29 protein-coding genes are annotated in these 22,865 nt (G+C 66.7%); 25 read left to right on the top strand and 4 right to left on the bottom strand.

Going from position 1 to position 22,865, the window contains the following annotated elements:
* The first annotated feature begins 234 nt into the window (after positions 1–234).
* Entirely contained in the window at positions 235–1,116 is an 882-nt protein-coding gene (locus IC608_RS07710) for a hypothetical protein (RefSeq protein WP_191774198.1), read from the top strand.
* A gap of 7 nt (positions 1,117–1,123) precedes the next feature.
* Positions 1,124–2,329, top strand: a complete 1,206-nt coding sequence (chrA, locus tag IC608_RS07705; protein ID WP_191774196.1) for a chromate efflux transporter — start codon at positions 1,124–1,126, stop codon at positions 2,327–2,329.
* A 27-nt stretch (positions 2,330–2,356) separates the two neighbouring features.
* Here the strand turns inward: chrA and IC608_RS07700 are convergent, their stop codons facing one another.
* Both IC608_RS07700 and IC608_RS07695 read right to left on the bottom strand, forming a co-directional pair.
* Positions 2,357–2,902, bottom strand: coding sequence for a DUF1254 domain-containing protein (locus tag IC608_RS07700; protein WP_191774194.1), 546 nt, complete (start codon positions 2,900–2,902; stop codon positions 2,357–2,359).
* Entirely contained in the window at positions 2,899–3,474 is a 576-nt protein-coding gene (locus IC608_RS07695) for a DUF1214 domain-containing protein (RefSeq protein WP_191774192.1), read from the bottom strand. The genes IC608_RS07700 and IC608_RS07695 overlap by 4 nt, the downstream gene beginning before the upstream one ends.
* A gap of 286 nt (positions 3,475–3,760) precedes the next feature.
* Between IC608_RS07695 and IC608_RS07690 the strand changes: the two genes are divergently transcribed.
* On the top strand, positions 3,761–4,180 hold the full coding sequence (locus tag IC608_RS07690; protein ID WP_191774190.1) for a hypothetical protein: 420 nt from the start codon (positions 3,761–3,763) through the stop codon (positions 4,178–4,180).
* A 45-nt stretch (positions 4,181–4,225) separates the two neighbouring features.
* On the opposite strand, the gene IC608_RS07685 is transcribed toward IC608_RS07690, so the two are convergent.
* Positions 4,226–6,385, bottom strand: coding sequence for a PBP1A family penicillin-binding protein (locus tag IC608_RS07685; protein WP_191774188.1), 2,160 nt, complete (start codon positions 6,383–6,385; stop codon positions 4,226–4,228).
* Between the two features lie 133 nt (positions 6,386–6,518).
* On the opposite strand from IC608_RS07685, the gene IC608_RS07680 reads away from it, so the two are divergent.
* From IC608_RS07680 to IC608_RS07660, 5 genes are all read left to right on the top strand, one after another.
* A complete protein-coding gene (locus IC608_RS07680; RefSeq protein WP_191774186.1) occupies positions 6,519–6,974 on the top strand; it encodes a YcgN family cysteine cluster protein in 456 nt (151 codons plus the stop codon).
* A 72-nt stretch (positions 6,975–7,046) separates the two neighbouring features.
* Positions 7,047–7,682 carry a GGDEF domain-containing protein gene (locus IC608_RS07675; protein ID WP_191774184.1) on the top strand — a complete coding sequence of 212 codons (636 nt, stop codon included), beginning with the start codon at positions 7,047–7,049 and terminating at the stop codon, positions 7,680–7,682.
* Positions 7,683–7,776: 94 nt separating this feature from the next.
* Positions 7,777–9,033, top strand: a complete 1,257-nt coding sequence (locus IC608_RS07670) for an Hsp70 family protein (RefSeq protein ID WP_191774182.1) — start codon at positions 7,777–7,779, stop codon at positions 9,031–9,033.
* A gap of 53 nt (positions 9,034–9,086) precedes the next feature.
* Positions 9,087–10,319, top strand: coding sequence for a DUF2254 domain-containing protein (locus IC608_RS07665; RefSeq protein ID WP_191774180.1), 1,233 nt, complete (start codon positions 9,087–9,089; stop codon positions 10,317–10,319).
* 118 nt (positions 10,320–10,437) lie between these two features.
* Positions 10,438–11,787 carry an MFS transporter gene (locus IC608_RS07660; protein ID WP_191774178.1) on the top strand — a complete coding sequence of 450 codons (1,350 nt, stop codon included), beginning with the start codon at positions 10,438–10,440 and terminating at the stop codon, positions 11,785–11,787.
* Positions 11,788–11,866: 79 nt separating this feature from the next.
* Here IC608_RS07660 and IC608_RS07655 read toward each other — a convergent pair whose 3' ends face one another.
* Positions 11,867–12,109 carry a KTSC domain-containing protein gene (locus tag IC608_RS07655; RefSeq protein ID WP_191774176.1) on the bottom strand — a complete coding sequence of 81 codons (243 nt, stop codon included), beginning with the start codon at positions 12,107–12,109 and terminating at the stop codon, positions 11,867–11,869.
* 98 nt (positions 12,110–12,207) lie between these two features.
* On the opposite strand from IC608_RS07655, the gene IC608_RS07650 reads away from it, so the two are divergent.
* The 17 genes from IC608_RS07650 (at position 12,208) to IC608_RS07570 (ending at position 22,844) form a co-directional block, all read left to right on the top strand.
* Positions 12,208–12,645, top strand: coding sequence for a hypothetical protein (locus tag IC608_RS07650; protein WP_191774175.1), 438 nt, complete (start codon positions 12,208–12,210; stop codon positions 12,643–12,645).
* The gene (locus tag IC608_RS07645; RefSeq protein WP_428054852.1) at positions 12,620–13,915 is read left to right on the top strand and encodes a DNA-packaging protein; all 1,296 of its coding nucleotides are present in this window, start codon (positions 12,620–12,622) and stop codon (positions 13,913–13,915) included. Before IC608_RS07650 ends, IC608_RS07645 begins: the two co-directional genes overlap by 26 nt.
* Before the next feature lie 89 nt (positions 13,916–14,004).
* Complete coding sequence (locus IC608_RS07640; RefSeq protein WP_191774174.1) at positions 14,005–15,171, top strand: phage portal protein; 1,167 nt, start codon at positions 14,005–14,007, stop codon at positions 15,169–15,171.
* 104 nt (positions 15,172–15,275) lie between these two features.
* Positions 15,276–15,464 carry a hypothetical protein gene (locus IC608_RS07635; RefSeq protein WP_191774173.1) on the top strand — a complete coding sequence of 63 codons (189 nt, stop codon included), beginning with the start codon at positions 15,276–15,278 and terminating at the stop codon, positions 15,462–15,464.
* Positions 15,465–15,468: 4 nt separating this feature from the next.
* Positions 15,469–15,624, top strand: a complete 156-nt coding sequence (locus IC608_RS07630; protein WP_191774172.1) for a hypothetical protein — start codon at positions 15,469–15,471, stop codon at positions 15,622–15,624.
* Entirely contained in the window at positions 15,621–16,094 is a 474-nt protein-coding gene (locus IC608_RS07625) for an HK97 family phage prohead protease (protein WP_191774171.1), read from the top strand. The genes IC608_RS07630 and IC608_RS07625 overlap by 4 nt, the downstream gene beginning before the upstream one ends.
* A gap of 12 nt (positions 16,095–16,106) precedes the next feature.
* Complete coding sequence (locus IC608_RS07620) at positions 16,107–17,327, top strand: phage major capsid protein (RefSeq protein ID WP_191774170.1); 1,221 nt, start codon at positions 16,107–16,109, stop codon at positions 17,325–17,327.
* A gap of 294 nt (positions 17,328–17,621) precedes the next feature.
* Positions 17,622–18,188: a head-tail connector protein gene (locus tag IC608_RS07615; protein WP_191774169.1), complete on the top strand. Its 567-nt coding sequence runs from the start codon at positions 17,622–17,624 to the stop codon at positions 18,186–18,188.
* Positions 18,185–18,526 (top strand): phage head closure protein, encoded by a 342-nt coding sequence (locus IC608_RS07610; protein ID WP_191774168.1) that lies wholly within the window; start codon positions 18,185–18,187, stop codon positions 18,524–18,526. The genes IC608_RS07615 and IC608_RS07610 overlap by 4 nt, the downstream gene beginning before the upstream one ends.
* A gap of 3 nt (positions 18,527–18,529) precedes the next feature.
* Complete coding sequence (locus IC608_RS07605) at positions 18,530–18,922, top strand: DUF3168 domain-containing protein (protein WP_191774166.1); 393 nt, start codon at positions 18,530–18,532, stop codon at positions 18,920–18,922.
* Positions 18,923–19,083: 161 nt separating this feature from the next.
* A complete protein-coding gene (locus tag IC608_RS07600) occupies positions 19,084–19,497 on the top strand; it encodes a phage major tail protein, TP901-1 family (protein ID WP_191774164.1) in 414 nt (137 codons plus the stop codon).
* Positions 19,498–19,638: 141 nt separating this feature from the next.
* A complete protein-coding gene (locus IC608_RS07595; RefSeq protein ID WP_191774162.1) occupies positions 19,639–19,953 on the top strand; it encodes a gene transfer agent family protein in 315 nt (104 codons plus the stop codon).
* The gene (locus tag IC608_RS07590; RefSeq protein WP_191774160.1) at positions 19,950–20,141 is read left to right on the top strand and encodes a rcc01693 family protein; all 192 of its coding nucleotides are present in this window, start codon (positions 19,950–19,952) and stop codon (positions 20,139–20,141) included. The genes IC608_RS07595 and IC608_RS07590 overlap by 4 nt, the downstream gene beginning before the upstream one ends.
* Entirely contained in the window at positions 20,131–20,679 is a 549-nt protein-coding gene (locus IC608_RS07585; RefSeq protein WP_210316274.1) for a phage tail tape measure protein, read from the top strand. Before IC608_RS07590 ends, IC608_RS07585 begins: the two co-directional genes overlap by 11 nt.
* 244 nt (positions 20,680–20,923) lie before the next feature.
* Entirely contained in the window at positions 20,924–21,544 is a 621-nt protein-coding gene (locus IC608_RS07580; protein WP_191774158.1) for a DUF2460 domain-containing protein, read from the top strand.
* Positions 21,541–22,431, top strand: coding sequence for a DUF2163 domain-containing protein (locus IC608_RS07575; protein WP_191774156.1), 891 nt, complete (start codon positions 21,541–21,543; stop codon positions 22,429–22,431). The genes IC608_RS07580 and IC608_RS07575 overlap by 4 nt, the downstream gene beginning before the upstream one ends.
* Complete coding sequence (locus IC608_RS07570) at positions 22,428–22,844, top strand: NlpC/P60 family protein (RefSeq protein ID WP_191774154.1); 417 nt, start codon at positions 22,428–22,430, stop codon at positions 22,842–22,844. The genes IC608_RS07575 and IC608_RS07570 overlap by 4 nt, the downstream gene beginning before the upstream one ends.
* Positions 22,845–22,865: the final 21 nt, after the last annotated feature.

The raw sequence follows: 22,865 nt of genomic DNA, 5'->3' as shown, positions 1-22,865 counted from the left end.
ATTCGTTAGCAGACTGTTAACCTTGACGATCTCTTAATGGGGCAGCGCGAGGGGCGTCGCGCAAAAACAGAAGACCGATTTCTTTTCGCTGCCTGAGTCGAGGGACCCAGGAGCGGTGCACCATGGAGGCCAGCTTGGGAAAGCTGCTCAAATTCAGTCGGCGGGACCGACCCGCCAGCGCCGGCCCGATACCACCCGGCAGCGCCCAGATCGTGATTTTCACTGGGGTCCGGTATGAACGCGGGACGACGCCGCCACCCACTGATCGGCTCGACCCGTCGCGGCCCAAGCGCAAGCGTGGGTAACGCTTGGGCGCGGGTCGTCGCGGCAGGGCTTATCATTGGCCTGGCGCTGTCGGGGTGCGTGGCGCGTCCGGTGGGCGATTTCGGCCGGGCCAAGCCCAGCGTGCTGCATGACGACCTCATGCCAGCCGTGGGCAGCTTCATGGCGCGCCAGCGGGGCGAGCCGGTATCGGGCTTCAACCAGACCGACCAGGAACGGGAGATGCACGACCGGACCTGGCGCTTCCTGATTGCGCCGCATGCGCGCGACTGGATGTTCGACGCCTCGGTGGAACTGCAGCGCACGCGGATCGGGCGGGCGCAGGATTTCCGGTTCACCCTCGATCGTTATTATAGCTGGCTGCGCACGACGCGATACCAATCCTCGACGACGCGCTATGCGACTGTCGGGCGCCATATCCTGGCCGATCTCGACACCTTGCCCGATACGTTCCGCGCCATCTGCGCCGTGATCGAGGTGGATAGGCAGCGGCAAGTGGCCTTGGCCTCGTTGCCAGCCATGGAGCCGGGCGTTGCCGCCGATGTCGCGGCCCGACGCACGGAGAACCAGTGGCATATCGACTGGTTCACACGGGCGCTGACATACCGTTACCGTAGCTATTCCTACGCGCTCGATCACCTCCTGGTCGAAACGCCGCACGAGCAGTCCATGGCCGTGGACGAAACGCTGCGCCGCATGGGGCCATGGGTGGAGCGGGCCAACCGCGGCGATTTCTGTAGCGGCGCCGTGGTGGCGCGTGGAGCAACAGGGTTCACCATACCGTCACGCTTCCAGACCATGGTGTACGATCGGGAAATCGTGGATCAGAAGTAGTTGACGCATGAGTGAGGACGGACGCGTGGGCGGGGGAACGGCAAGGGAGGTGTTTCTCGCCTTTCTCAAGCTTGGCGTGACGAGCTTTGGCGGGCCGATTGCGCATCTGGGCTATTTTCGCCACGAGCTGGTGACACGCCGCGCCTGGCTCGGCGAGGCCGAATACGCCGATCTGGTTGCGCTCTGCCAGTTTCTTCCCGGTCCAGCTTCGAGCCAAGTCGGGTTTGCGCTTGGATTGCGGCGGGCCGGACCGCTGGGCGCGCTGGCTGCCTGGACCGGGTTCACCATGCCATCGGCCATCCTGCTGGTGCTTTTTGCCTATGGGGCTGCCAGCCTCGACGGTGCCTTGGCCCAGGGCGTGTTGCACGGCCTCAAGCTGGTGGCGGTGGCGGTGGTCGCGCAGGCCGTCTTCGGCATGGCCAGAAGCCTCGTGACCGACCGCTGGCGCGCCGCGATCGTGGTTCTCTCGGTTCTGGTGGTGGCGCTTGTCGCCGGGCCTGTGGGGCAGGTGGGCGCCATTGTGCTCGGTGCTGCCCTGGGGCTGGCCCTGCCGGGCATCAAGGTGCCGTCGGCTGATCCGACCCGCTTGGCTGGCCTGTCGCGGCGGGCCGGCGCGGTGGCGCTGGTGGTCTTTGCGGCGCTGCTGGTGGGGCTGCCGCTGATTGCGGCAAGCCAGCCGGCGCTGGCGCTGTTCGACGCCTTCTACCGCTCCGGCGCGCTGGTGTTCGGCGGCGGGCATGTGGTGCTGCCGCTGCTCGATGCGGAAACGGTGGGGCGCGGGTGGGTGTCGCCCGACGCGTTCCTTGCGGGATATGGCGCAGCCCAGGCCGTGCCGGGGCCGCTCTTTACCTTTGCCGCCTATCTCGGGGCAATTGTGCAGGGGCCGCCCAACGGCGTCGTCGGGGCTCTGATCGCGCTCGTCGGGATCTTCCTTCCCGGAATGCTGCTGCTGGTCGGCGTGCTGCCGTTTTGGGAAGGGTGGCGCACGAGGCACTGGGCCCGGTCGGCCATGGCGGGGGCCAACGCTGCCGTGGTCGGCCTGCTCGGGCTCGCGCTTTACGATCCGGTGTTCACGAGCGCGGTGGGAGGACCGGTCGATCTTGCCCTGGCGCTGGGCGGGTTCGTCGCCCTTGTGGCGTGGCGGGCGGCGCCCTGGGTCGTGGTGGTGGCGCTGGCAGCGGTGGGCGGGTTGATGGGGCTGCTGGCCGGCTGACCCGATCCGCCGTTCCAAAGGGGAGTGTCAGGTCTGCGGTCCGCAGCGCACGGCTGCCAGCTTCTCGGCGAAGCGGGCGCGCATGGCCTCGTGCGGGGGCGCGAGGCGGACCAGCGCGAAGATCTGGTTTGCCGGCGACTCGATGACCAGAAGGCCTTCCTCGATGTCGATCTGCTGCTGCGCCAGGAGCCGCGTCTGCGCGGCGTTGAAAATGCCCATTTCGAGGCTCTGCCCGATGCCGTCGCGATTGGTGGTGGAATAGGCGATGGTGCCGGACGGCTCGAAGAGCGCGATCGACCAGAAGGCGTCGGGCAGGATGCCGCTGAGATAGGCGGGGCCCTGCGTCAGATCGAGCTGGCAGATGCCGTAGACGACGTCTGGATCGAGATGAAGCGGGTTGGCCTGGCCGGCCTGGATCTCGGGCAGCACCGTCATCACGTTTTGCGCCTCGATGGCGGAGACGCGGGTCCAGAGTGTCTCCTCGGCAAGGCGGGGCAGCGCGAGGATAGTGACCAGGTGAATGACGCCGCCGAGCAGCAGGCCGCCCAGAATCCAGAGCAGGGTGCGGATCATGCGCAAGCCCCCCGCGTGATCGACGGCATCACGGGCGTGCCGGAAGAGAGACCGGTGAGCGCGGTGCTATCGTAGAGGGTGAGGACGAGGCTGAAGGTGCCGCTGCCGCTGAGTTCGAGCCAACTATAGGGCGCGAGGAACCGCCCCACTTCGACGCGCATGCTGCCGTCGTTGGCGCGGATCACGTCGCTCGAGCGAAGGGCTGCATCCGTACCGGGCGCGGCAAGGTTGCGCCACTCGGCGTCGACCGCCACCAGCGTCCAGAAGGTGGACACGGGGACGTGACCATCGAGCCGGTAGGTGCAGGCCAGATCGAGGGGCTGGCCATCGCTGTCGGTGGTGGCGACGAACTCCAGCCCTTCGCTTGCCCCCAGTTGCAGGGCGGCCTCGCGGGTGAGATGGGCGCGGGTATAGGGGTTGGGCGTCGGCGAGCCGACATCGGGCCAGGCCGTCCATGGCCCCGATTGCACGGTGCCGAACATGCGGCCGTCGGTGAGGGCATACCAGCTGAGCCAGAAGCCCAGGCCCAGCGCAATGGCGATCATCAGGAGAAGATGGAAGACGAAGCGCACGAGGGCTCAGCTTTTCTGCAGGTGTGGCATCGTGGCTGGGCCGGGCGAACGGAAACGGGTTGCTAGGCTATAGCAACCACATAGCTGCGGCGGAAGGGACTTTGCCGGGGACGACCGTTATTGCCCTGCCGCGCGCAAAACCCCGCGACACATCGCGGGCATTATCTGGCGACCAGTTGCGGCGCTCCCGCCATGGCCGAAGCCAGCAAAAGCCCAATCGCCAGGGTGCGCCCAAGGCTTTTCCCGACCAGTTGTGTAGAGTTCTGTGACATCGCATGAAAGGCTCTTGGACCGCGTACAAGCCGATGCGCGTTGGGGCCCTTACCCGCACGGCACCGAGGCAACGGTCTCTGCCGCGCAGGGAGTGCTGTTTTTGCCTCCCGTCAAAGACAGCGATGGCCCTTCGCTGCTGGACGGCAAACGCGACGACCTTGGTCACGCCTGGCACGAGTTCGTGGCTTATGTCGTACAGTTCGAGGCCATGGATGCCGACATGCGCAGGGGCATCCTCGACCAGTTCGCATCGCTGGAGGGTTTTGCCTCCCCGGCCAACGTCAACGCCATCACGCTCAGCTTCGACCCGGCGCTGTTCGGGCTGAGGGCATATCTGTTCGCAAGAGACCAGGGTGGACGAGATTTTGCGGCGCGCGTGATCTCGGGCGATGTGGATTTTGCCACCGAAGAGGGTGGCCCGATGCACCCTTAGGGAGCATCTCGTGCCTGACGGTCCGCTAGCCAGCGGACCCGGTTTCTATAGGTCGGCGGATTTCTGCTCCAGCTGTGCGCTGGCCTGGTCGGCGACCGGGGCGCTGTCGCCGAGGACTGCGTCGAACCGGTTTGCCAGCTCGAGGAGCTTGCGTGCCGCCTCGGGCTTGAGGCTTGGCGGCCGCTCCGCCACGGGTTCGACCGGTGCTTCCGCATCGGCGATTACGGTTTGCTCGGGCACGAAGTCGACGCCGAACACCGGTTTGATTTCGGTATTGGTGTGGGCGTAGGCCATGAACTTCTGGAACGCGATGGCCGGCAGGCTGCCGCCGGTGACGTTGTTGGTCGGGCGGTAGTCGTCATTGCCGAACCAGACGGCGGCGACGTAATTGCCGGTGAGACCGCAGAACCAGGCGTCGCGATAGGAACTGGTGGTGCCGGATTTGCCAAGCACCGGTACACCCGGCACGTCGGCCTTGCGGCCCGTTCCGCCGGTGACGACGGTGCGCATCATCTGGTTCATGTAGGCGACGGTCTGCTCGGACAGGACGCGCTCCCGCGGGGCGTCCGGATCATATTCAAAGACCGGGTCGCCACCGGTGGTGGTGATGCGGGTGATGCCGAAGGCGGGGGTCTTATAGCCCTGGTCGGCAAAGACGGCATAGGCGCTGGTCATGTCCAGCACCGAGACCGACGCGACGCCCAGCGCCAGCGACCGGGTGACGGGATAGTCGGCGCGCAGGCCCATGCGGTGGCTGAGGGCGGCGATGGGCTCGCGCCCCGTCTTGATCGAAAGCGTCACCGGGACGGTGTTGATCGAGGCGGCGAAGGCGCTGAGCAGCGAGGTCTGGCCGCGATAGGAACGGCCGTAGTTCTGCGGGCACCAGTCACCGATACAGACGGGACGGTCGGAAATGGTGTCGGAGGGCGTCAGGCCAAGCTGTTCGAAGGCCTCGGAATAGACGAACACCTTGAAGGCCGAGCCCGGTTGCCGGTTCGAGACGATGGCGCGGTTGAACTGGCTCTTGGCGTAGTCCGTGCCGCCCACCATGGCGCGGATGGCGCCCTTGGTGTCGGTGACGACCATGGCGGCCTGATCGACATTGTAGGCCTGACCGTTCTCGCGGACCACGGACGTCACGGCCTCGTCGGCATATTGCTGCAAGGTGGTGTCGATGGTGGTGCGGACGACGAAGCTGTTTCCGCGCGCGCCGCTATCGGCGATGATGCGCTTGGCCTCGTCATAGGCCCAGTCCAGGAAATAGTTGGGCGAGTGGATATCCTCGGAGCGGTCCACTGGGGTGGCCGGGTGCCGGCGGGCGGCGGTGACCTGCCCCTCGGTGAGGAAGCCGGAGGCCACGAGGTTGGTGAGGACGATATTGGCGCGGCCGCGTGCCGCGGCGAGGTCGACATGCGGCGCGTAGCGCGTCGGGGCCTTGAACATGCCCGCCAGCATGGCCGCTTCCGCCAGGGAAATGTCCTGCACGCGCTTGCCGAAATAGAACTCGGCGGCGGCGGTGACGCCGTAATTGCCACCACCCATATAGGCGCGGTCGAAATAGAGCTTGAGGATCTGGTCTTTCGAGTAGTGCCACTCGAGCCAGACGGCGAGGAAGGCTTCGACGATCTTGCGCTCGAGCGTGCGCTCGGGCGAAAGGAAGAGGTTTTTCGCCAATTGCTGGGTGAGCGAGGAGCCCCCTTGCGTGCCATTGTCGCCCGAGGCGTTGCTGGCCAGCGCGCGCAGCGTGCCCACCACGTCGATGCCGAAGTGATCGTAGAAGCGCCGGTCTTCGGTCGCGAGCGCGGCCTTGATCAGGTAGTCGGGCATATCCTTGAGGGCGACGCTGTCGTCCGAACGGATACCGCGCCGGCCCACTTCGTTGCCGAACCGGTCGAGCATGATCAGCGAGACGTCCTCGGCCTTGTTGAAGGCACCGCGGTCGATGATGTCGAAGGCCGGCAGGGCCAGCGCCGTCATCAGCACGCAGCCGATGGCAAAGAAGCTGAAACCGTCGGACAGGAGTTCCACGAACAGGCGCTTGATGCCCGAGACGTGGAAGATGGACATGAAGTCCTGGAAGCGCGTGTAGCCGCGGCCGGCCCAGCGCCAGAATTCGTAGAGCGAGGAATCGAGCCAGGCGTCGGCCGCCAGCATGCCGCCGGCGGATTTGCGTTTTTTGGCTTTGGTGTAAAATGGATCCTGCACGCGTCGCCCATGTCTCTTGGTCACGGACTGTTGTCCGCAAATGCCGCCGCCCGCAACATAATCGCCTGAATATGATTGCACCGTGAATGGCACAAGGGCAAACGGACAACAGCGTGAATGGGTGCGAGTGCCGATGGCCTTTTGGGAAGAAAAAACTCTCGATCAGATGACCGATGCGGAGTGGGAAGCCCTCTGCGACGGCTGCGGCAGGTGTTGCCTCATCAAGCTCGAGGACGAGGACAGCGGCGTGCTGATCACCTCGGACGTGCGCTGCAAGCTGCTGGACGGGGACACCTGCGCCTGCACCGACTATCCCAATCGGCAGAGCAAGGTGCCCGACTGCATCAAGCTGACGCTGGAGAACCTGACCGAAATCGAGTGGATCCCGACCACCTGCGCCTATCGGCGGCTTGCCGAGGGCAAGGGGCTGGCCTGGTGGCATCCGCTGGTGTCGGGTGACCCGCAGACGGTGGTCGATGTGGGTGTCTCGGTGAAGGGCAGGACCTTCCTCGAAACCGAGGTCGACCCACAAAACTGGGAAGAGCACGCCGTGGACTGGCCCGAGTTCGAGCCGCCCGAGCATCTGTGAAATCGGCAATACTTACCAATCATTAACCATTGTATGGCGTGATTAACCAATTGCAAACGGCCCAGGACAGGCATGATGGACGCTCACGGTTCGGCCGCAGGTGACAGTTTCTGGGGGCGGGTGCGCGTGGCGCTGACGGGACGGGCGACGCCTGCCGAGCCGCCAAGGGTGCAGCCGCGAACCGAAGTCCGCCGGCCGGGCAAGTCGGCCACCCTTGTTTCCGAGAACCTCCGGAAGGCCTGGCACATCTGCGCTGGGCGCAATGTGTCGCTGTGCCTGATGGCCCTGGAAGTGGACGGCTATGGCGCCTACCACGCCGCTTATGGCGCCGATGCCGCCGACGAGACCATGGACCGGCTCGAAGCCGTGGTGCGGAGCATGATCAAGGGCGAAGCGCGCACCTGCGTGCGGGTTGGACCCGGAAATCTCATGCTGGTGCTGCCCGACATGCCCCTGGCGCTCGGGCGCGATCTTGCCGGCAAGATCGCCAAGGCCGTTCGCCGCGAAGGCCTGCCCAACCGCGAAAGCCATGCCGGCCATGTCTCGTTCAGCATCGGGCTGGCCGTGACCAATCCCGTCGGCCAGCCGACCCCGTCGGTGTCCGAGGCTGCCGTGGAGGCGCTCCAGAAGGCGCAGCGGCGAGGGCTCGGGCGGCTGGAGATCGTGGACCTGCGCGTCCGCGAGGCGAAAGAGAACCAGGCCGCCTGATGGCGGCGGGGCGGGTTGCCTCGACCGCATCGTGTCCCTAAGAGAGCCATCCTCCGGCGCCCCAGGCGCCTTTCCCGGATTTGGATGGCGCGACATGACCCTTTCCTGCGGCCTCGACTTCGGCACGTCAAACTCGACCCTGGGCCGGGTAAGCACGGCCGGTCCGGAACTGGTGCGGCTCGAGGGGGCGCACCAGACCATCCCCAGCGTGTTGTTTTTCGGCTTCGAGGACGATCGGCTGCGGTTCGGCCGCGCGGCGGTGGCCGAATATGTGACGGGCGCGGAAGGGCGGCTGATGCGCTCGCTCAAGAGCGTGCTGGGCACTGCACTCTTCAACGACACGACGCGCGTCAAGGCACGGCGGCTCGGCTTTGGCGAGATCATCGGGCTCTTTGTGGGCGAGATGAAGCGCCGGGCCGAAGCGGAACTGGGCGGGACGCTCCGGCGCGTCGTGATGGGCCGGCCGGTGCAGTTCGTGGACGACGATCCGGCCGCGGACCGCCAGGCGCAGGACCAGCTCGAGGCCGCTGTGCGGGCGCAGGGTTTTGAGGAGATCGCGTTCCAGTACGAGCCGATCGCCGCAGCGCTGGACTATGAGCGGCAGGTCAATGGCGAGCGGCTGGCGCTGATCGTCGACCTGGGCGGGGGCACGTCGGATTTTTCGCTGGTGCGCGTGGCGCCGGAACGAGCCGGCCGGGCGGAACGGGCGGACGACATTCTCGCGACCGCGGGTGTGCATATCGGGGGCACCGATTTCGACCGCCTGCTGGCGATGAGCCGGGTGATGCCCGAACTGGGGCTGGGGAGCGAAACCCTGGATGGCAAGCGCTACCTGCCGGTGGCGCCGTATTACGACCTCTCGACCTGGCACCGCATCAACCGGCTTTATGATCCGGCGGCGCTGCGGGACCTGCGCTCGACCATGCGCGAGGCGCGGGAACGGAACAAGGTCGAGACCATGGTGATGCTGGTCGAGGACCGGCTGGGGCATCGGCTGATCGGGGCTGTCGAGGAGGCCAAGATTGCCCTCTCGGACGCTGACAGCGTCGACTTCGTCTTTCCCGTGCGCGAGCGGCAGGTGGCGACGACGCTTACGCTCGCGCACCTGGCGGCGGCGCTGGCCGACTCGATTGGCCGGCTGGAACGCACCATCGGGGAAGCGCTCAAACGGGCAGGGGTGGGACCCGAGGCGGTGGACAGCCTGATCCTCACCGGTGGCTCGACACTGGTGCCGGCGGTGGCGGGGCGCCTGTCGGCGCTGTTTCCCGATGCCGAGGTGGTGCGCACCGATGTGCTCGGCAGCGTGGGACTGGGGCTGGCGCTGGAGGCGCGCCGCATCTTCGGGCCGTGACGGGGCGCAACCATTCGCGTCGAAGGAGCGTCTTTCCTTCGCGAGGAGCGTCGATGAGTCAGATCAGTTTCAAGCTGCGCCAGTTGGCGCAGCGCATGTGGTTCCTACCGGCGGCCTTTTCCGTCGTGGCGGTGGTCACGCTCGCGATCGCGTTCGGCATGGGGCGGTTGATCCCGGACCAGACGAACCTGCCCTTCACCATAAAGTCCGCAGCCGTCGAAAACATCCTGGCGGTGCTTGCCTCCAGCCTTCTGACAGTCGCCGTGTTTGCGCTGTCCACCATCGTCAGTGCGCTTGCGAGTGCGTCGTCCTCATCGACACCGCGCGCCGTGCCGCTGATCGTCGGCGACCGAAGCGCCCAGACCTCGATCTCCGTCTTTATCGGCGCGTTCCTGTTCTCGATCGTCGGCATCATCGGATTGTCCGCCGGCATCTATAGCGAGGCCGGGCGCCTCTTGCTCTTTGCCGTGACGCTGGCCATCGTGGTGATCGTGGTGGCGGCGCTGATCCGCTGGATCGGACAGATGTCCGCGATCGGCAGGGTGGGGCAAACCATCGATCGCACCGGCGAGGCGGCTCGGAACGCGTTCAAGGCCGTGCCGGGCGAGGGGTACATGGGGTGCAGGCCTCTGGAAGAGGCGCCGCTGGGGGACCGCGTGTTCTCCCGCTCAATTGGCTATGTGCAGCACGTGGATTTGGGCCGCCTGCAGGACCTGGCGGAGGAAAACGATCTGGTCATCTCCATCACGGCCCGTCCGGGAGCCTATGCCGCCCCGGACCGTCCGTTGATGCGGGTGGAGGGGACGTTCGACGATGATCTGGCCGAGCGGCTGGCGCATGCCTTTGTGGTGGGCACGGCCCGGACGTTCGACACCGATCCGCGTTTCGGCCTGATCGTGCTGTCGGAAATTGCACAAAAGGCGCTTTCGGCCGCTATCAACGATCCGGGCACCGCTATTGCCGTGTTGGCCACACTTGTGCGGGTCCTGGGCGACCGGCCGGCCGAGGATGGCGAGCTGAAATATGACCGCGTGCTGATGCCACCGCTCGACCCCGACGATTTGATGGCCGACGCGTTTCGTCCCATCGCGCGCGATGGTGCTGGCAATATCGAGGTGCTGCTGCGCATGCTTTCCGGGCTGCGGACACTCGTCCACTGCCGGCCGGAGTTGCGTGAGGCCGCGCTGGCCATGATGATCGACACCGAAGAACGCGGGTTGGCGGCACTGACTGCGGAAAGCGACCGCGTGCTCTTGAAGCGGGCAGCAAACCGGGACGATCTCTAGTCTCTCCCGCCCTGTCGAATGGACGCGGCCCCATCCGTCGTGCTGGCACGAGCAAGGCCCCTGACAGAACCCGTCGTTCCGGTGTGGTGACTGTCCAGGCAGGAGAGGAGATCCGCCGATGAAGCCGTTCTATCAGATCCTGGGCAACAATCTCGTGGCAAACGTCACCAACTTCACCGTGTGGTTCGCGGTCACCTTCTGGGTTTTTCTCGAGACAAGATCGGTTTTTGCGACAGGCATGATCGCCGGCATCTACCTTGTGCTGACGGCGGCGCTGGGCTTCTGGTTCGGGTCCATCGTCGACCACAATGCCAAGCGCATCGCGATGATGGGCTCGAGCCTTGTTTCGGTTGTGCTCTATGCCATCGGGCTGGCGCTGGTGCTGCTTGAGCCACAACAGGCCTTCCTCGACCCCTACGGACCCTATCTCTGGGCATTCGTGTTCATCGTCATGCTGGGCGTGATCGCGGGCAATATCCGCTCCATCGCGCTGCCGACATTGGTGACGATCCTCATCCCCGAGGGAGAGCGGGACAAGGCCAACGGGCTGGTGGGCATGGTGACCGGCATCGGCTTTCTCACCACCTCCGTCATTTCGGGGTTTCTCGTCGCCTATACGGGCATGGTGGGCGTGCTCGTGCTCGCGCTGGCGCTGAACCTGTTGGTGATCGCGCATCTGGCGGTGCTCAGGTTTGACGAGGGCCGGCCTCAGCCCAGCGCGGACGCGCCGGCCGAACCCAAGCGGGTGGATATCGCGGGCACCATTCGCGTGGTGGCCGCGGTGCCGGGGCTGTTTGCGCTGATCTTTTTTACCTGCTTCAACAATTTCCTGGGCGGCGTCTTCATGGCGTTGCTCGACGCCTATGGGCTGTCCCTGGTGCCGGTGGAGGTGTGGGGGCTGACGTTCGGCGTCCTCTCGACCGCCTTCATCATCAGCGGCATCGTCATTTCGCGTACGGGGCTGGGCAAGAACCCGGTGCGTACGCTGATGATGGTCAATGTCGTCACCTGGTCGGTGTGCTGCGTCTTTACGCTGCAATCCTCGTTCTGGCTTCTGGCGGGCGGGTGTTTCATGTGGATGCTGCTGGCGCCCGTGGCCGAGGCGGCCGAACATACCACATTGCAGAAGGTCGTGCCGCTCGAGCGGCAGGGACGGGTGTTCGGCTTTGCCCAATCGATCGAGCAGGCGGCCTCGCCGCTCACCGCATTCCTCATCGGGCCGCTGACGGAGTTCGTGGTCATTCCGTTCATGACCGATGGGGCAGGGGCGCGGAGCATCGGCCCGTGGTTTGGCGTGGGCCCGGAACGCGGCATGGCGCTGGTCTTCACCGTCGCCGGCATGGTGGGGCTGGCGGTGACGATCGTGGCCTTCAACTCGCGTTATTACCGCCAGCTCTCAGCCGCCTACCGCGACGGGCGGGGCGATGACGGCGAGAGCGGAGGCAGCGCCGTGGCCAGCCCTGCGTGACTAAGTGGTAGGAAACTATTCCTAGTTCTCCCCGCGTCACGGCGGTCTGCTATTGTTCGTGTATGGTCGACGAATTGGGTCAAGGCGCTGAGCGCAGGACCCAGCCGCGATTGCGCCTGTCGGGCTTGCCGACCGGTGCGCATCGGTAGTGTCCCTTGATCGACTGGTTGAAGTACTGGCCGCGCGAGGGTGCGGCGCGCAGCGCTTCATAGGTCGCGGGCGGGACATCGAAATAGGTGTAGCGGCGGCCTTCGGGGCCGAACCAGATCGAGAGTTCCCCGGTCTCGGGTCGGTAGTGCAGGTGGCGGATGGCGGACGACATCGGGGTTCTCCCTTTCGTGACTCCGCAAAGACGAATCCCGCGTGGATTCGCCGGGTTCCGCCGGGTTCCGCCGTGGGATTCACAGTTGAGTCAACGACATGGCCGTAAGCGACGACATCGGGGGGAAATCTTCCGCCACGGGGTGGGACCGTGTGCGGGAGGACTATGAGGCCGGGCTCGTGACGATCAATGCCGTCGCCCGCAGCTATGGGCTGTCGCGCGGCGAGATCGAGCAGCGCGCCCGCGCTGGCGGTTGGGTGCGCCCGGCCACCCTAGCGCTCGACAGGCGCATTCTCATTCACAAGCTGATGGCGCTGCTGGAGCGCCAGATCGACGTGCTGGAGCAAGCCATGAACGGACCCGACAGGATTGAAAGCAAGATGTTGAGCGACCTGGTGCGCGATCTGGACCGGCTCATCACCATCGAGAAAGCGGAAACCGGCTCCACTAACCCCTATGAGCAGAGCGGCGAGATGAGTGATCTGCGGCGCAAGCTCGAGGCGCGGATCAATGCCATCACCAAGGGCAGGGTGTGACGCCGCCGCGATGGATGAGGAGCATGGCGAGCCATTTGATCTGGTGGAGGTCCTGCACGGGCTCAAAATGGGGGAACTGGGGCAGGTCTTTTATAAATGGAGCACCTGGGCCTATCCGCACCAATTGCCGCCCGAGGGCGACTGGACGACCTGGCTGCTGCTGGGCGGCCGTGGGGCCGGCAAGACCAGGGCTGGAGCCGAGTGGGTGCGGGGGTTGGCCGAGGCCGGCATCGGGCCGATCGCGCTGGTCAGCGAGACCATGAGCGAAGTCGAGGCCATCATGGTGCGCGGCGAGAGCGGCATCCTCAGGGTCTGTCCGCCCCATGAACGGCCCCGCCTTGTCGAGAACACGCTGCGCTGGAGCAATGGCGTCGAGGCGCATCTGCTGCCGGCGGCCGATCCGGAACGCTTTCGCGGACCGCAGTTCGCGGCCGCCTGGTGCGACGAGATCGGCAAATGGAGCAAGGCGGAAGCGGCCTTCGACATGCTGCAGTTTGGGCTCCGGCTAGGCGACAACCCACGCCAACTGGTGACGACGACGCCGCGCGCGACGCGGTTGCTCAAGCGTCTCCTCGCCGATCCGGCAACGCAAGTCACCCGGGCGGCAACGAGAATCAACCAGCACCTGGCCCACACCTTTCTCAAGACGGTGGTGGGCCGCTATCAGGGCACGGTGCTCGGGCGGCAGGAGCTGGATGGCGAACTGATCGAGGATCGGATCGATGCGCTCTGGCGGCGCGGGGTGTTTCGCACGGCGACAGGCGGGGCCGACGGCCGGGTCGTGGTGGCGGTGGATCCGCCGGTGACCGGCACGGCACGCGCCGACGCCTGCGGCATTATCGTAGCGGGCAGGCAGGGCGAGGGTGCAGTGGTGCTCGAGGACGCGACGCTCAAGGGCATCGCGCCCCAGGTGTGGGCCGAGCGCGCCGTGGCGGCCTACCGGGCGCATGAAGCGGACTGCATCGTGGTGGAGGTGAACCAGGGCGGGGACCTGGTGCGGCAGGTGCTGCACCAGGCCGACCCGAGCGTGCCGGTGCGCACGGTGTGGGCCAGCCGCGGCAAGTGGGTCCGCGCCGAGCCGGTGGCGGCGCTCTATGCACGCGGGCTGGTGAGCCACGTCGCGGGGCTGCATGCGCTCGAGGACGAGATGTGCGCACTGGGCCCCGACGGCCGGGCGGAGGGGCATTCGCCGGACCGGTTGGATGCGCTGGTGTGGGCGCTGACGGAACTGGTGCTGAACGACCAACGGCCGCGGGTGCGGGGGGTGTAGGGGGCGGTGCGTGCGGCTGAGAGTTGCCCTCAGGTCGAGCCCAAGGGCAGCACCGCTGTAAATAGAACGTAGCCTGCAAGGAAAACATCATGCCGAACCTGTTGAACCGCCTGTTAGGCGGGCGCATCGACACGCCTGCCGAAACCAAGAGTTTTGCCGGCCACACCCTGATGACGCTGAGCCCGCTGGGGCCGGCGCAGTGGAGTGGGCGGGGCTATGCGAGCCTCGTCAACCAGGGGTTCATGCGCAATCCCGTGGTCTATCGCTGTGTGCGGCTGATCGCCGAGGCTGCCAACCGGGTGCCGCTCGTGGTCAAGGTCGACGGCGAGGTCGTCACCGAGCATCCGCTGCTCGATCTACTGACGCGGCCCAATGGGCGGCAGTCGGGCGGCGAGATGCTCGAGGCGCTCTATGCGTTCTTGCAGACGGCGGGCAATGCCTACCTCCAGGCGGGGATCGTCGATGGGGTGGTGCGCACCCTTTTCGTGTTGCGGCCCGACCGCATGAGCGTCGTGGCGGGGGAGGATGGTTGGCCGGTGGCCTATGACTACAGGGCCGGGGGCCGGGCGGTCAGGATTTCGCAGGAGAAGCTGCCGGTGCAAGGCGTGCTGCACATGGCCCTGTTTCACCCGCTGGACGACCATTATGGCATGGGCCCGCTCGAGGCGGCGCAGACCAGCCTCGACATTCACAATGCGAGCGCCCAGTGGCACAAGGCGCTGCTCGACAATGCGGCGCGGCCGAGCGGCGCGCTGGTCTATTCGGCGGGCAATGGGAGTTTGACCGAAGACCAGTTCAGCCGCCTCAAGGCCGAGCTGGAGGAGCAGTTTTCCGGTTCGGCCAATGCCGGGCGGCCGATGGTGCTCGATGGCGGGCTGGACTGGAAATCGCTGGCCATGAGCCCGCGCGAAATGGACTTCATCGAAGCCCGGCACGCGGCGGCGCGCGACATTGCGCTGGCTTTCGGCGTGCCGCCCATGCTGCTTGGCATTCCGGGCGACAACACCTATGCGAACCTGGCGGAAGCCAACAGGGCGCTGTGGCGGCAGACGCTGGTGCCGCTGGTGGTGCGCGTGGCCCAGGAACTGAGCGGCTGGCTCGGACCGGCCTTCGCAGGCGCCGAAGTGGTGCCGGACTTCGAGGGTGTGGAGGCGCTTGCCGAGGACCGCGCGGCACTCTGGGCCCGGGTCGGGGCGGCGGATTTTCTCACCGATGCCGAGAAGCGGGAGATGGTCGGGGCCGGGCGAGGTCTGTGAACATTAGCGCCGAGCAGGCGGCTCGCTGTGAGTACCGATTACCCCACGGGCTGGACACCCAATGGCCCGCCTCCGGCGGGCTTTTTTGTTGCCTGGAGGAACCCATGGACGAGCTGACCAAGACCGTCATCGAGCGCGGGGATCTGGCGCATCTGGCGCTGTTTCTGTGGGGCAGCAGCTCCACGGCGCTGTTGGTGTGGAGCCTGCGGGAAATGGCGAAGGTGAATCAACACTTCAACGACTTCGTGCAGGAGATCGCACAATTGAATCGGCTTTTCCGAAAGGAGGACTAAGGCCATGGCAGAAAAGCAGAATCGTGAGGCCGCGCAGCAGACGTTCCGGCAATTTGCCTGGAACCTGGCGGGCACGCTGGCGGACCGGAAAGACGGCGGGGGCAAGACACCGACACGCGGTCCAGCGCGACCACAGGGCAGGGGCGGCAAGCGCGGATGACGGGCATCGCCATCGACGCCGAGGGCCGCTTTGCCGGCTATGCCAGCGTCTTCAACCGGCGCGATACGGGCGGCGACATCGTCATGCCGGGCGCCTTCGGCAAGAGCCTCGAAATGCGGCATGGACGTATTCGCCTGCTGTTCCAGCACGATCCCAAGGAGCCGGTTGGTCTTTGGGAAACGCTGCGCGAGGACGGACACGGGCTCTTTGCGGCGGGCCGCCTGGTGCCGGGTGTGCCGCGCTCGGACGCCCTGCGGCGGCTGATCGAGAATGGAGCGCTCGATGGGCTCTCCATAGGTTTTCGCACCGTGAGGGCCAGCCGCCAGGCGGGCAATCGTCTCCTGCACGAGATCGACCTCTACGAGGTTTCGATCGTCACCTTTCCGATGATGGAGGACGCGCGTATCGCCTCCCCCCTCACGGCCGGCGCGGCCATTGCCGCCGCCACACGACGCATCCGCAACCGATAAAGGGATACCGACATGGATCGGATTGACGACGGCCTCGAAACCAAGGCCGGCGCTGGGAGCGATATTGGCGCGCTCTTTGCCGAGTTCTCGACCGCGTTCGAGGACTTCAAGCGCACCAACGACCAGCGCCTTACCGAGATCGAAAAGCGCGGCAGCGCCGATGGCCTGCTCGAGGGCAAGCTCGACCGGCTCAACGCGGTGCTCGACGGGCAGAAGGCCGCGCTGGACCGGGCGGCCGCAGAACGGGCGCGCCCGGCGCTCGAAGGAAAAGCTGCCGTGCCGGACGGCGAATACAAGCAGGCCTTCTCGGCCTATGTGAAGCGCGGCGAGGAGAAGGCCCTGCAGATCGGCGTCGGCAGCGACGGCGGCTATGTTGTGCCGGGCGAGGTGGAAACCGAGATTACCCGCCGGATGACGGCGATCTCCCCCATCCGCGCCATTGCGGGTGTGCGGCAGGTCTCCGGCGCGATCTACAAGCGGCCGATCACGGTGTCGGGGCCGGCGACCGGCTGGGTAGGCGAAACCGCGAGCCGCCCACAGACGGCGTCGCAGACGTTGGCGGAACTGAGCTATCCGACGACCGAGCTCTACGCCATGCCGGCGGCGACCAGCGCATTTCTTGATGACGCGGCGGTGGATGTCGGCCAGTGGATTGCCGACGAGGTGAACGCAGCCTTTTCCGCGCAGGAAACGACAGCCTTCGTCACCGGGGACGGGGTCAACAAGCCGACCGGTTTTCTTTCGGCCACTACGGTCGCCGAAAGCGCCTGGAGCTGGGGCAATCTGGGGTACCTCGCGACGGGCACGGCCGGGGCCCTGCCGGCCAGCAACGCCTCGGACGTGCTGATCGACCTCGTTTATGCGCTCAAGGCCGGGTACCGGCAGAACGCGAGCTGGGTGATGAACCGCAAGACGCAAGGGGCGCTGCGCAAGCTCAAGGATGCCGACGGCAACTATCTCTGGCAGCCGGCGGCCTCGGCCGATGGACGGGCGAGCTTCATGGGGTTCCCTCTGGTCGAGGCCGAGGACATGCCCGATATCGGCGCCAATTCGCTCTCGATCGCCTTCGGCGACTTCCGGCGCGGCTACCTGATCGTCGACCGCCAGGGCGTCAACATCCTGCGCGACCCCTTCAGCGCCAAGCCCTACGTGCTGTTCTACACCACCAAGCGCGTCGGGGGCGGTATCGCGGACTATGACGCGATCAAGCTGCTGAAGTTCGCGGCGTCCTAGGGAGCGCTGCCGGCGCTGACCTGGCCACACGCGCGATGTCACTCCGGCGATAGCCGGGATCCATCCTGAGGTTTCGGGATGGGCCCCGGCCTGCGCCGGGGTGACGGCCGGTGGGGTGTCGCTGTGCGGAGGATCGATGGGCCCATCGCGGTCTGCCAGTTTTCTTCGCCACCACCTGGCTTGTCCGGGGGGTCCAGGCTCGGGGGCGCATGGATTGCCCGGACCACCGGGCAATGACGGGCGGGTGGTGCGGGGCCGACACTGCGTCGCCATAAGAAATCAAGGAACAAAACAATGACTTCATATCTGCTGGCGGGACCCGTCGCGGAGCCGGTTTCGCTTGCCGAGGCCAAGGCGTTTCTCAAGCTCGACGAGGGTATTGAGGATGCGTTGATCACGACGTTGATCGGCGCGGCGCGGCTGCATGTGGAGGGGATCACCGGACGGGCGTTGATGGCCCAGAGCTGGCGCGTGGTGCTGGACGACTCGCCCGAAACCGGCTTCGTGAAGCTGCCGGTATCCCCGATCATCATGGTGACGGCCGTGACCGCCACCGACACCAATGGCGCGAGCCACGATGTGCCGCTCGGTCAGTTCAGCAGCGAAGGCGACCGGTTGCTGGTGCCGCGCGTCGTGGTCGACATGCCGAGCCTGCAGGAGCGGCAAGGCATCGAAATCGACTATGTCGCCGGCTTCAGCACCGAGGCCGAGGAGGTGCCGGCCGACCTGCGGCAGGCCATGCTAGGGCTCGTCGCGCATTGGTTCGAGCGCCGAGATGCGGTGATCGTTGCCGGATCGGGCGCGGTGGTGCCGAGTGGCTTTGATCGGCTGGTCAGCCAGCACAAGCGGGTGCGGCTATGAGCGAGAAGGTTCCGCCGATCGGCACGCTGACCGACCGGGTGCAATTCCGACGCTGCGAAAGCGTCGCCGAGGATGGCGGTGGGCACGCGAAAATCTATGTGCCGGTGAGCCATCTCTGGGCGCGGGTGCGGAGCCTCTCGGGGCGTCAGGGGGTGACGGCGGACGGGCGAAGCGTCGAGATTTCGCATGCCGTCGTGCTGCGGTTTCGCAGCGATTTGGGGCCGGGGGACCGCATCGTCTATCGCGGGCGCAACCTCGATGTGGTGAGCGCTGCGGACCTCAACGGGCGGCGGGCGTATCTGAGCTGCGCCTGCAGCGAAACCAGCTTTACGGGGTAGGCCATGCATCCGATTGCGGCATTGCAGGGGGCGCTGGTGACGGCGCTGCGGGCCGATGCGGCGCTGACCGCGCTGATCGGGGCGGACGGCGTGTTCGATGCGCCACCACGCGAGCGGCCGGCGCCCTATGTGGTGATCGACCGCCACGATGTGCGCCAGCGCGATGGGGACCAAACGCCGGGCCAGGAGCATCGGGTTCTTCTTCAGTGCTGGGCCGGTCAGCCGAGCCGGCGGGCGGCGCTGGAGATTGTGTCGCGGGTGGTGGCGGCGATGGCTGGACTGCTGCCCGCGGGGCTGACGGTGACCCATGCCGAGCACCTGCGCACCGAGACGGTGATCGACCGCGAGACGGGGCAGGCGCGGGCAGCGGTGACGCTGCGGTTCATGAGTGAATGACGGCTTTGAATGGTGGCATCCCCCTCACCGACTCGGCTCCGCCGAGCCACCTCGACCAGAGGGGGAGAGGAATAAGGGCGGACGCGGACCCATTCTTCTCTCTCTCGGGGAGAAGGTGGCGCGTAGCGCCGGATGAGGGGGATTTTTGAGAGGAGCACAGAATGGCGGCCCAGAGCGGCAAGGACATGCTTTTGAAACTCGACGAGACGGGGTCCGGGAGTTTCCTCACGGTGGCGGGTTTGCGGTCGCGCAGTCTCAGCCTCAATGCGGCGAGCGTCGATACGACGGACCAGGAGAGCGCCGGGCGCTGGCGCGAGCTGCTGGCGGGGGGCGGGGTGAAACGCGCCTCGCTCTCGGGCTCGGGGGTGTTCAAGGACCAGGGGTCCGACGCGGCGATCCGGGGCCTGTTCTTTGCCGGGACCATCCGGACCTGGCAGCTGATCCTGCCCAGCTTCGGGGTGGTGGAAGGGCCGTTCCAGATCGTGGCGCTGGAGTTTTCTGCCGATCATGCGGGCGAGGTGACGTTCGACCTGGCGCTGGAAAGCGCGGGCGAAGTGACGTTCGCGGCGGTTTAGCGAGCCCCTCACCCTGGCCCTCTCCCCGGAGGGGCGAGGGGACGTTGGGGCACCGCTAGTGGACTACCTGCAACAATTGCGGCTCCTGCGCCCCCTCGCCCCTCCGGGGAGAGGGCGGGGTGAGGGGCTAGGAGGAGCAACATGACCAATCTTCATCGGGGTGAGATTGCGGCCGAGATCGGCGGCGAGACGAGGACGCTTTGCCTGACGCTGGGGGCGCTGGCAGAGCTGGAGGCGCGGCTGGGGGCAGGGGACCTGGCGGGGCTGGCGGAGCGCTTTGCCGGCGGCAAGGTTTCGGCGCGGGACCTGACGGCGATCATCGGCGCGGGTCTACGGGGCGGTGGCCATGCCATCACCGATGACGACCTGGCGCGACTGACGATTGAAGGCGGCCTGCGCGGTGCGGCCGATATCGCCGTGCGGCTGCTCAAGGCGACGTTTGGAGAGCCATCATGAGCGCGTTTCCGTGGAGTGAAGCGATGCGCTTCGGTCTCGGCGTGCTCAAATTGCCGCCGGAGGCCTTCTGGAAGATGAGCCCGCGGGAACTGGCGGCGGCCTGGGGCGCCGTGATGGGCGATGCGGCCCGGCCCATGGACCGGGTCTCCCTCGAACAGTTGATGGAAAGGTTTCCCGATGGCCGATGACCTTTTTGGCAGGAGCATCGGCGATGACCTTGGCGGCGTGTCGGACGAGCTGGAGCGGATCGGCGACCTGGCCGATGGCGTGGCGCGCTCGATCAGCACCGCGTTTCGCGGCGCGCTGACGGATGGGAAGTCGTTTCGCTCCGTGTTGTCGGACATTGCTGGGGCCTTCGCCGATATTGCGCTCAAGGCCGCGTTCAAGCCGCTGGGGTCGCTGGTCCGGGGGCTGGTGGAAAACCTGTTCGCTGCCACCAACCCGGCTTTGGGTGGTGTGACACCCTTTGCCAAGGGCGGGGTGATCGCGACCCCGAGCTATTTCCCGCTGGGGCGGGGGACGGGCCTCGCGGGCGAGGCGGGACCTGAAGCGATCATGCCGCTCCAGCGGGGCGCCGACGGCCGGCTCGGCGTGGCGGGCGGGGGCCGTGCAGTCAATGTCACATTCAATGTGACGGCGAGCGATGCGCGCAGCTTTGCGGCCAGCGAGGCGGAGGTGAGCGCGATGCTGCTGCGAGCCGTCAAGCGCGGGACGCGGGGGATTTAGGACCCCCACCTAGCCTCCCCTGAGAAGGGGGAGGGACAGATCGAGGTTGCGGCAACTCTTGAGATCGGCACCGACCGCTCCTCCCCCTGCCGGGGGGAGGCCGGGTGGGGGGAGCCATTGGCGCGGTGCTCACCGACCCCCACCCTGCTCGATTCAACGGACTTGGCCAGGGCCAAGTCCTATCACGCATCCCTCCCCGCAAGGGGGAGGGAAAGGCAGGAGCCGGTGATCCGGAGGAACTCGAATGGCTTTTCATCATGTGCGGTTTCCGCTCGATATTGCGCTGGGGGCGCGGGGTGGGCCGGAGCGGCGGACCGAGGTGGCGACGCTGGCGGGTGGCGGCGAGCGGCGCAACGGGCGCTGGGCGCATTCGCGGCGGCGCTACAACGCCGGGTACGGGATAAAGTCCCGGGCAGACATGCAGGCGGTGCTGGCCTTCTTCGAGGAGCGGCGCGGGCGGCTGCATGGCTTCCTGTGGCGCGACGGGCTCGATTTTTCCTCGGGCGGTGCGACCCCCACCGCACTGGACCAGGCCGTCGGCGTGGGCGATGGAAAGCGGACGGTTTTTCCGCTGACCAAGCGCTATGGCGCGGCGTTCGACCCCTATTTGCGACCGATTGCCAAGCCGGTGGCGGGGACGGTGCGGGTCGCGCTCGAGGGGGAGGAGGTCTCCACGGGCTGGACCATTGACGTCACGACCGGGGAGCTGGGTTTCGCCGTGCCGCCGGGGGCCGGCGTGGCGGTGACGGCAGGTTTCTTGTTCGACGTGCCGGTGCGGTTCGACACGGACCGGCTCGACATCGAGCTCAACGGCTTCGATGGCGCGGAGGCGCCCAATATTCCGCTGGTGGAGATCCTGCCATGAGGACGCTGGATGTGGCTCTGGCGGAGCACCTGGAGCAGAGCGAGACCACGCTGGCGCGCTGTTGGCGCATCAGGCGCAGCGATGGCGTGACGCTGGGGTTCACCGACCATGATCGGGACCTGTTGGTGGACGGGACGGTGTGCAGCCCGGCCTGGGGGCTCGACAGCGGCGAGGTGCCGGCGCGGCTGGGCGGCGGGGTGGATACGGGCGAGGTGCTGGGTATTCTCGACAGCCCCGCCATCCACGAAACCGACATTGCCTTGGGGCGCTATGACGGCGCGCGGGTTGAAAGCTGGGTGGTGAACTGGATTGAGCCGGCGCAGCGCGTGCTGCTGCGCGTGGATACGATCGGCGAGATCGTGCGCGAAGACGGTGTGTTTCGGGCCGAGCTGCGGTCGCCGCAACAGGCGCTGAACGTGACACACGGCCGCGTCTACCAGCGGCTCTGCGATGCGGTGGTGGGCGATGCGCGCTGTGGTGTCGATCTGATGGCTCCGGCCTTCACGGCCAGCGCCGTAGTGACGGCGGTGGACGATGCGTTCCGCCTGCGCGTGAGCGGCATCGAGAGTTTTGACGAAGGCTGGTTCTCGTTCGGCATGGCGCGGTGGATCGACGGCGCGCGAAGCGGACTGGGCGACGCAGTGCTGACCCATCAGCGCATGGACGGTGACGACGTGCTGGGTTTTGCCCAGAGGGTGGGGGACTGGGTAGAGGTTGGTGACAGTCTCGCTCTCACGGCGGGGTGCGACCGCCGGTTCGCCACCTGCCGGGTCAAGTTCGGCAACGCGGTCAACTTCCGCGGCTTTCCGCACATCCCGGGCAATGATTACGTGCTGCGCCACCCGGGCGAGGGCGATGCGCTGGATGGACGGGCGGTGGTGCCGTGACGGGCGACGACGTGGTTGGAGCGGCAAGGCTGTGGCTAGGCACACCCTACCGCCACCGGGCGTCGACGCTCGGCGCCGGGTGCGATTGCCTTGGCCTGCTGCGTGGCGTCTGGCGGGCGCTCTACGGCGAGGAGCCGGTGGTGATCCCGCCCTATCGCGCGGACATGCGGGACCCGTTGAACGCCGGGGCGTTGGGAGATGCAGCGCGGACATACCTGGTCGCAGCAGACACAACGCCTTCGGCCGGAGACGTGCTGCTGTTCACGCTCTGCGGCATGGCGGAGGCCAGGCACTGCGGCATTCTGGCGGCGCCGCAGCGGTTCATCCATGCGCAGGAGCGCCTGGGCGTGGTCGAGGCAAACCTGACGCCGGGTTGGGCGCGGCGGGTGAGCGGACGCTTCCGCTTCCCCTGACGGGCCGGCAGCGGGCGTCAT

Source organism: Devosia oryzisoli, from assembly GCF_014837245.1.
Lineage (GTDB): Bacteria > Pseudomonadota > Alphaproteobacteria > Rhizobiales > Devosiaceae > Devosia > Devosia oryzisoli.
Note: the sequence above shows the minus strand (reverse complement) of the source record. Positions and strands in the feature narration are given on the sequence as shown.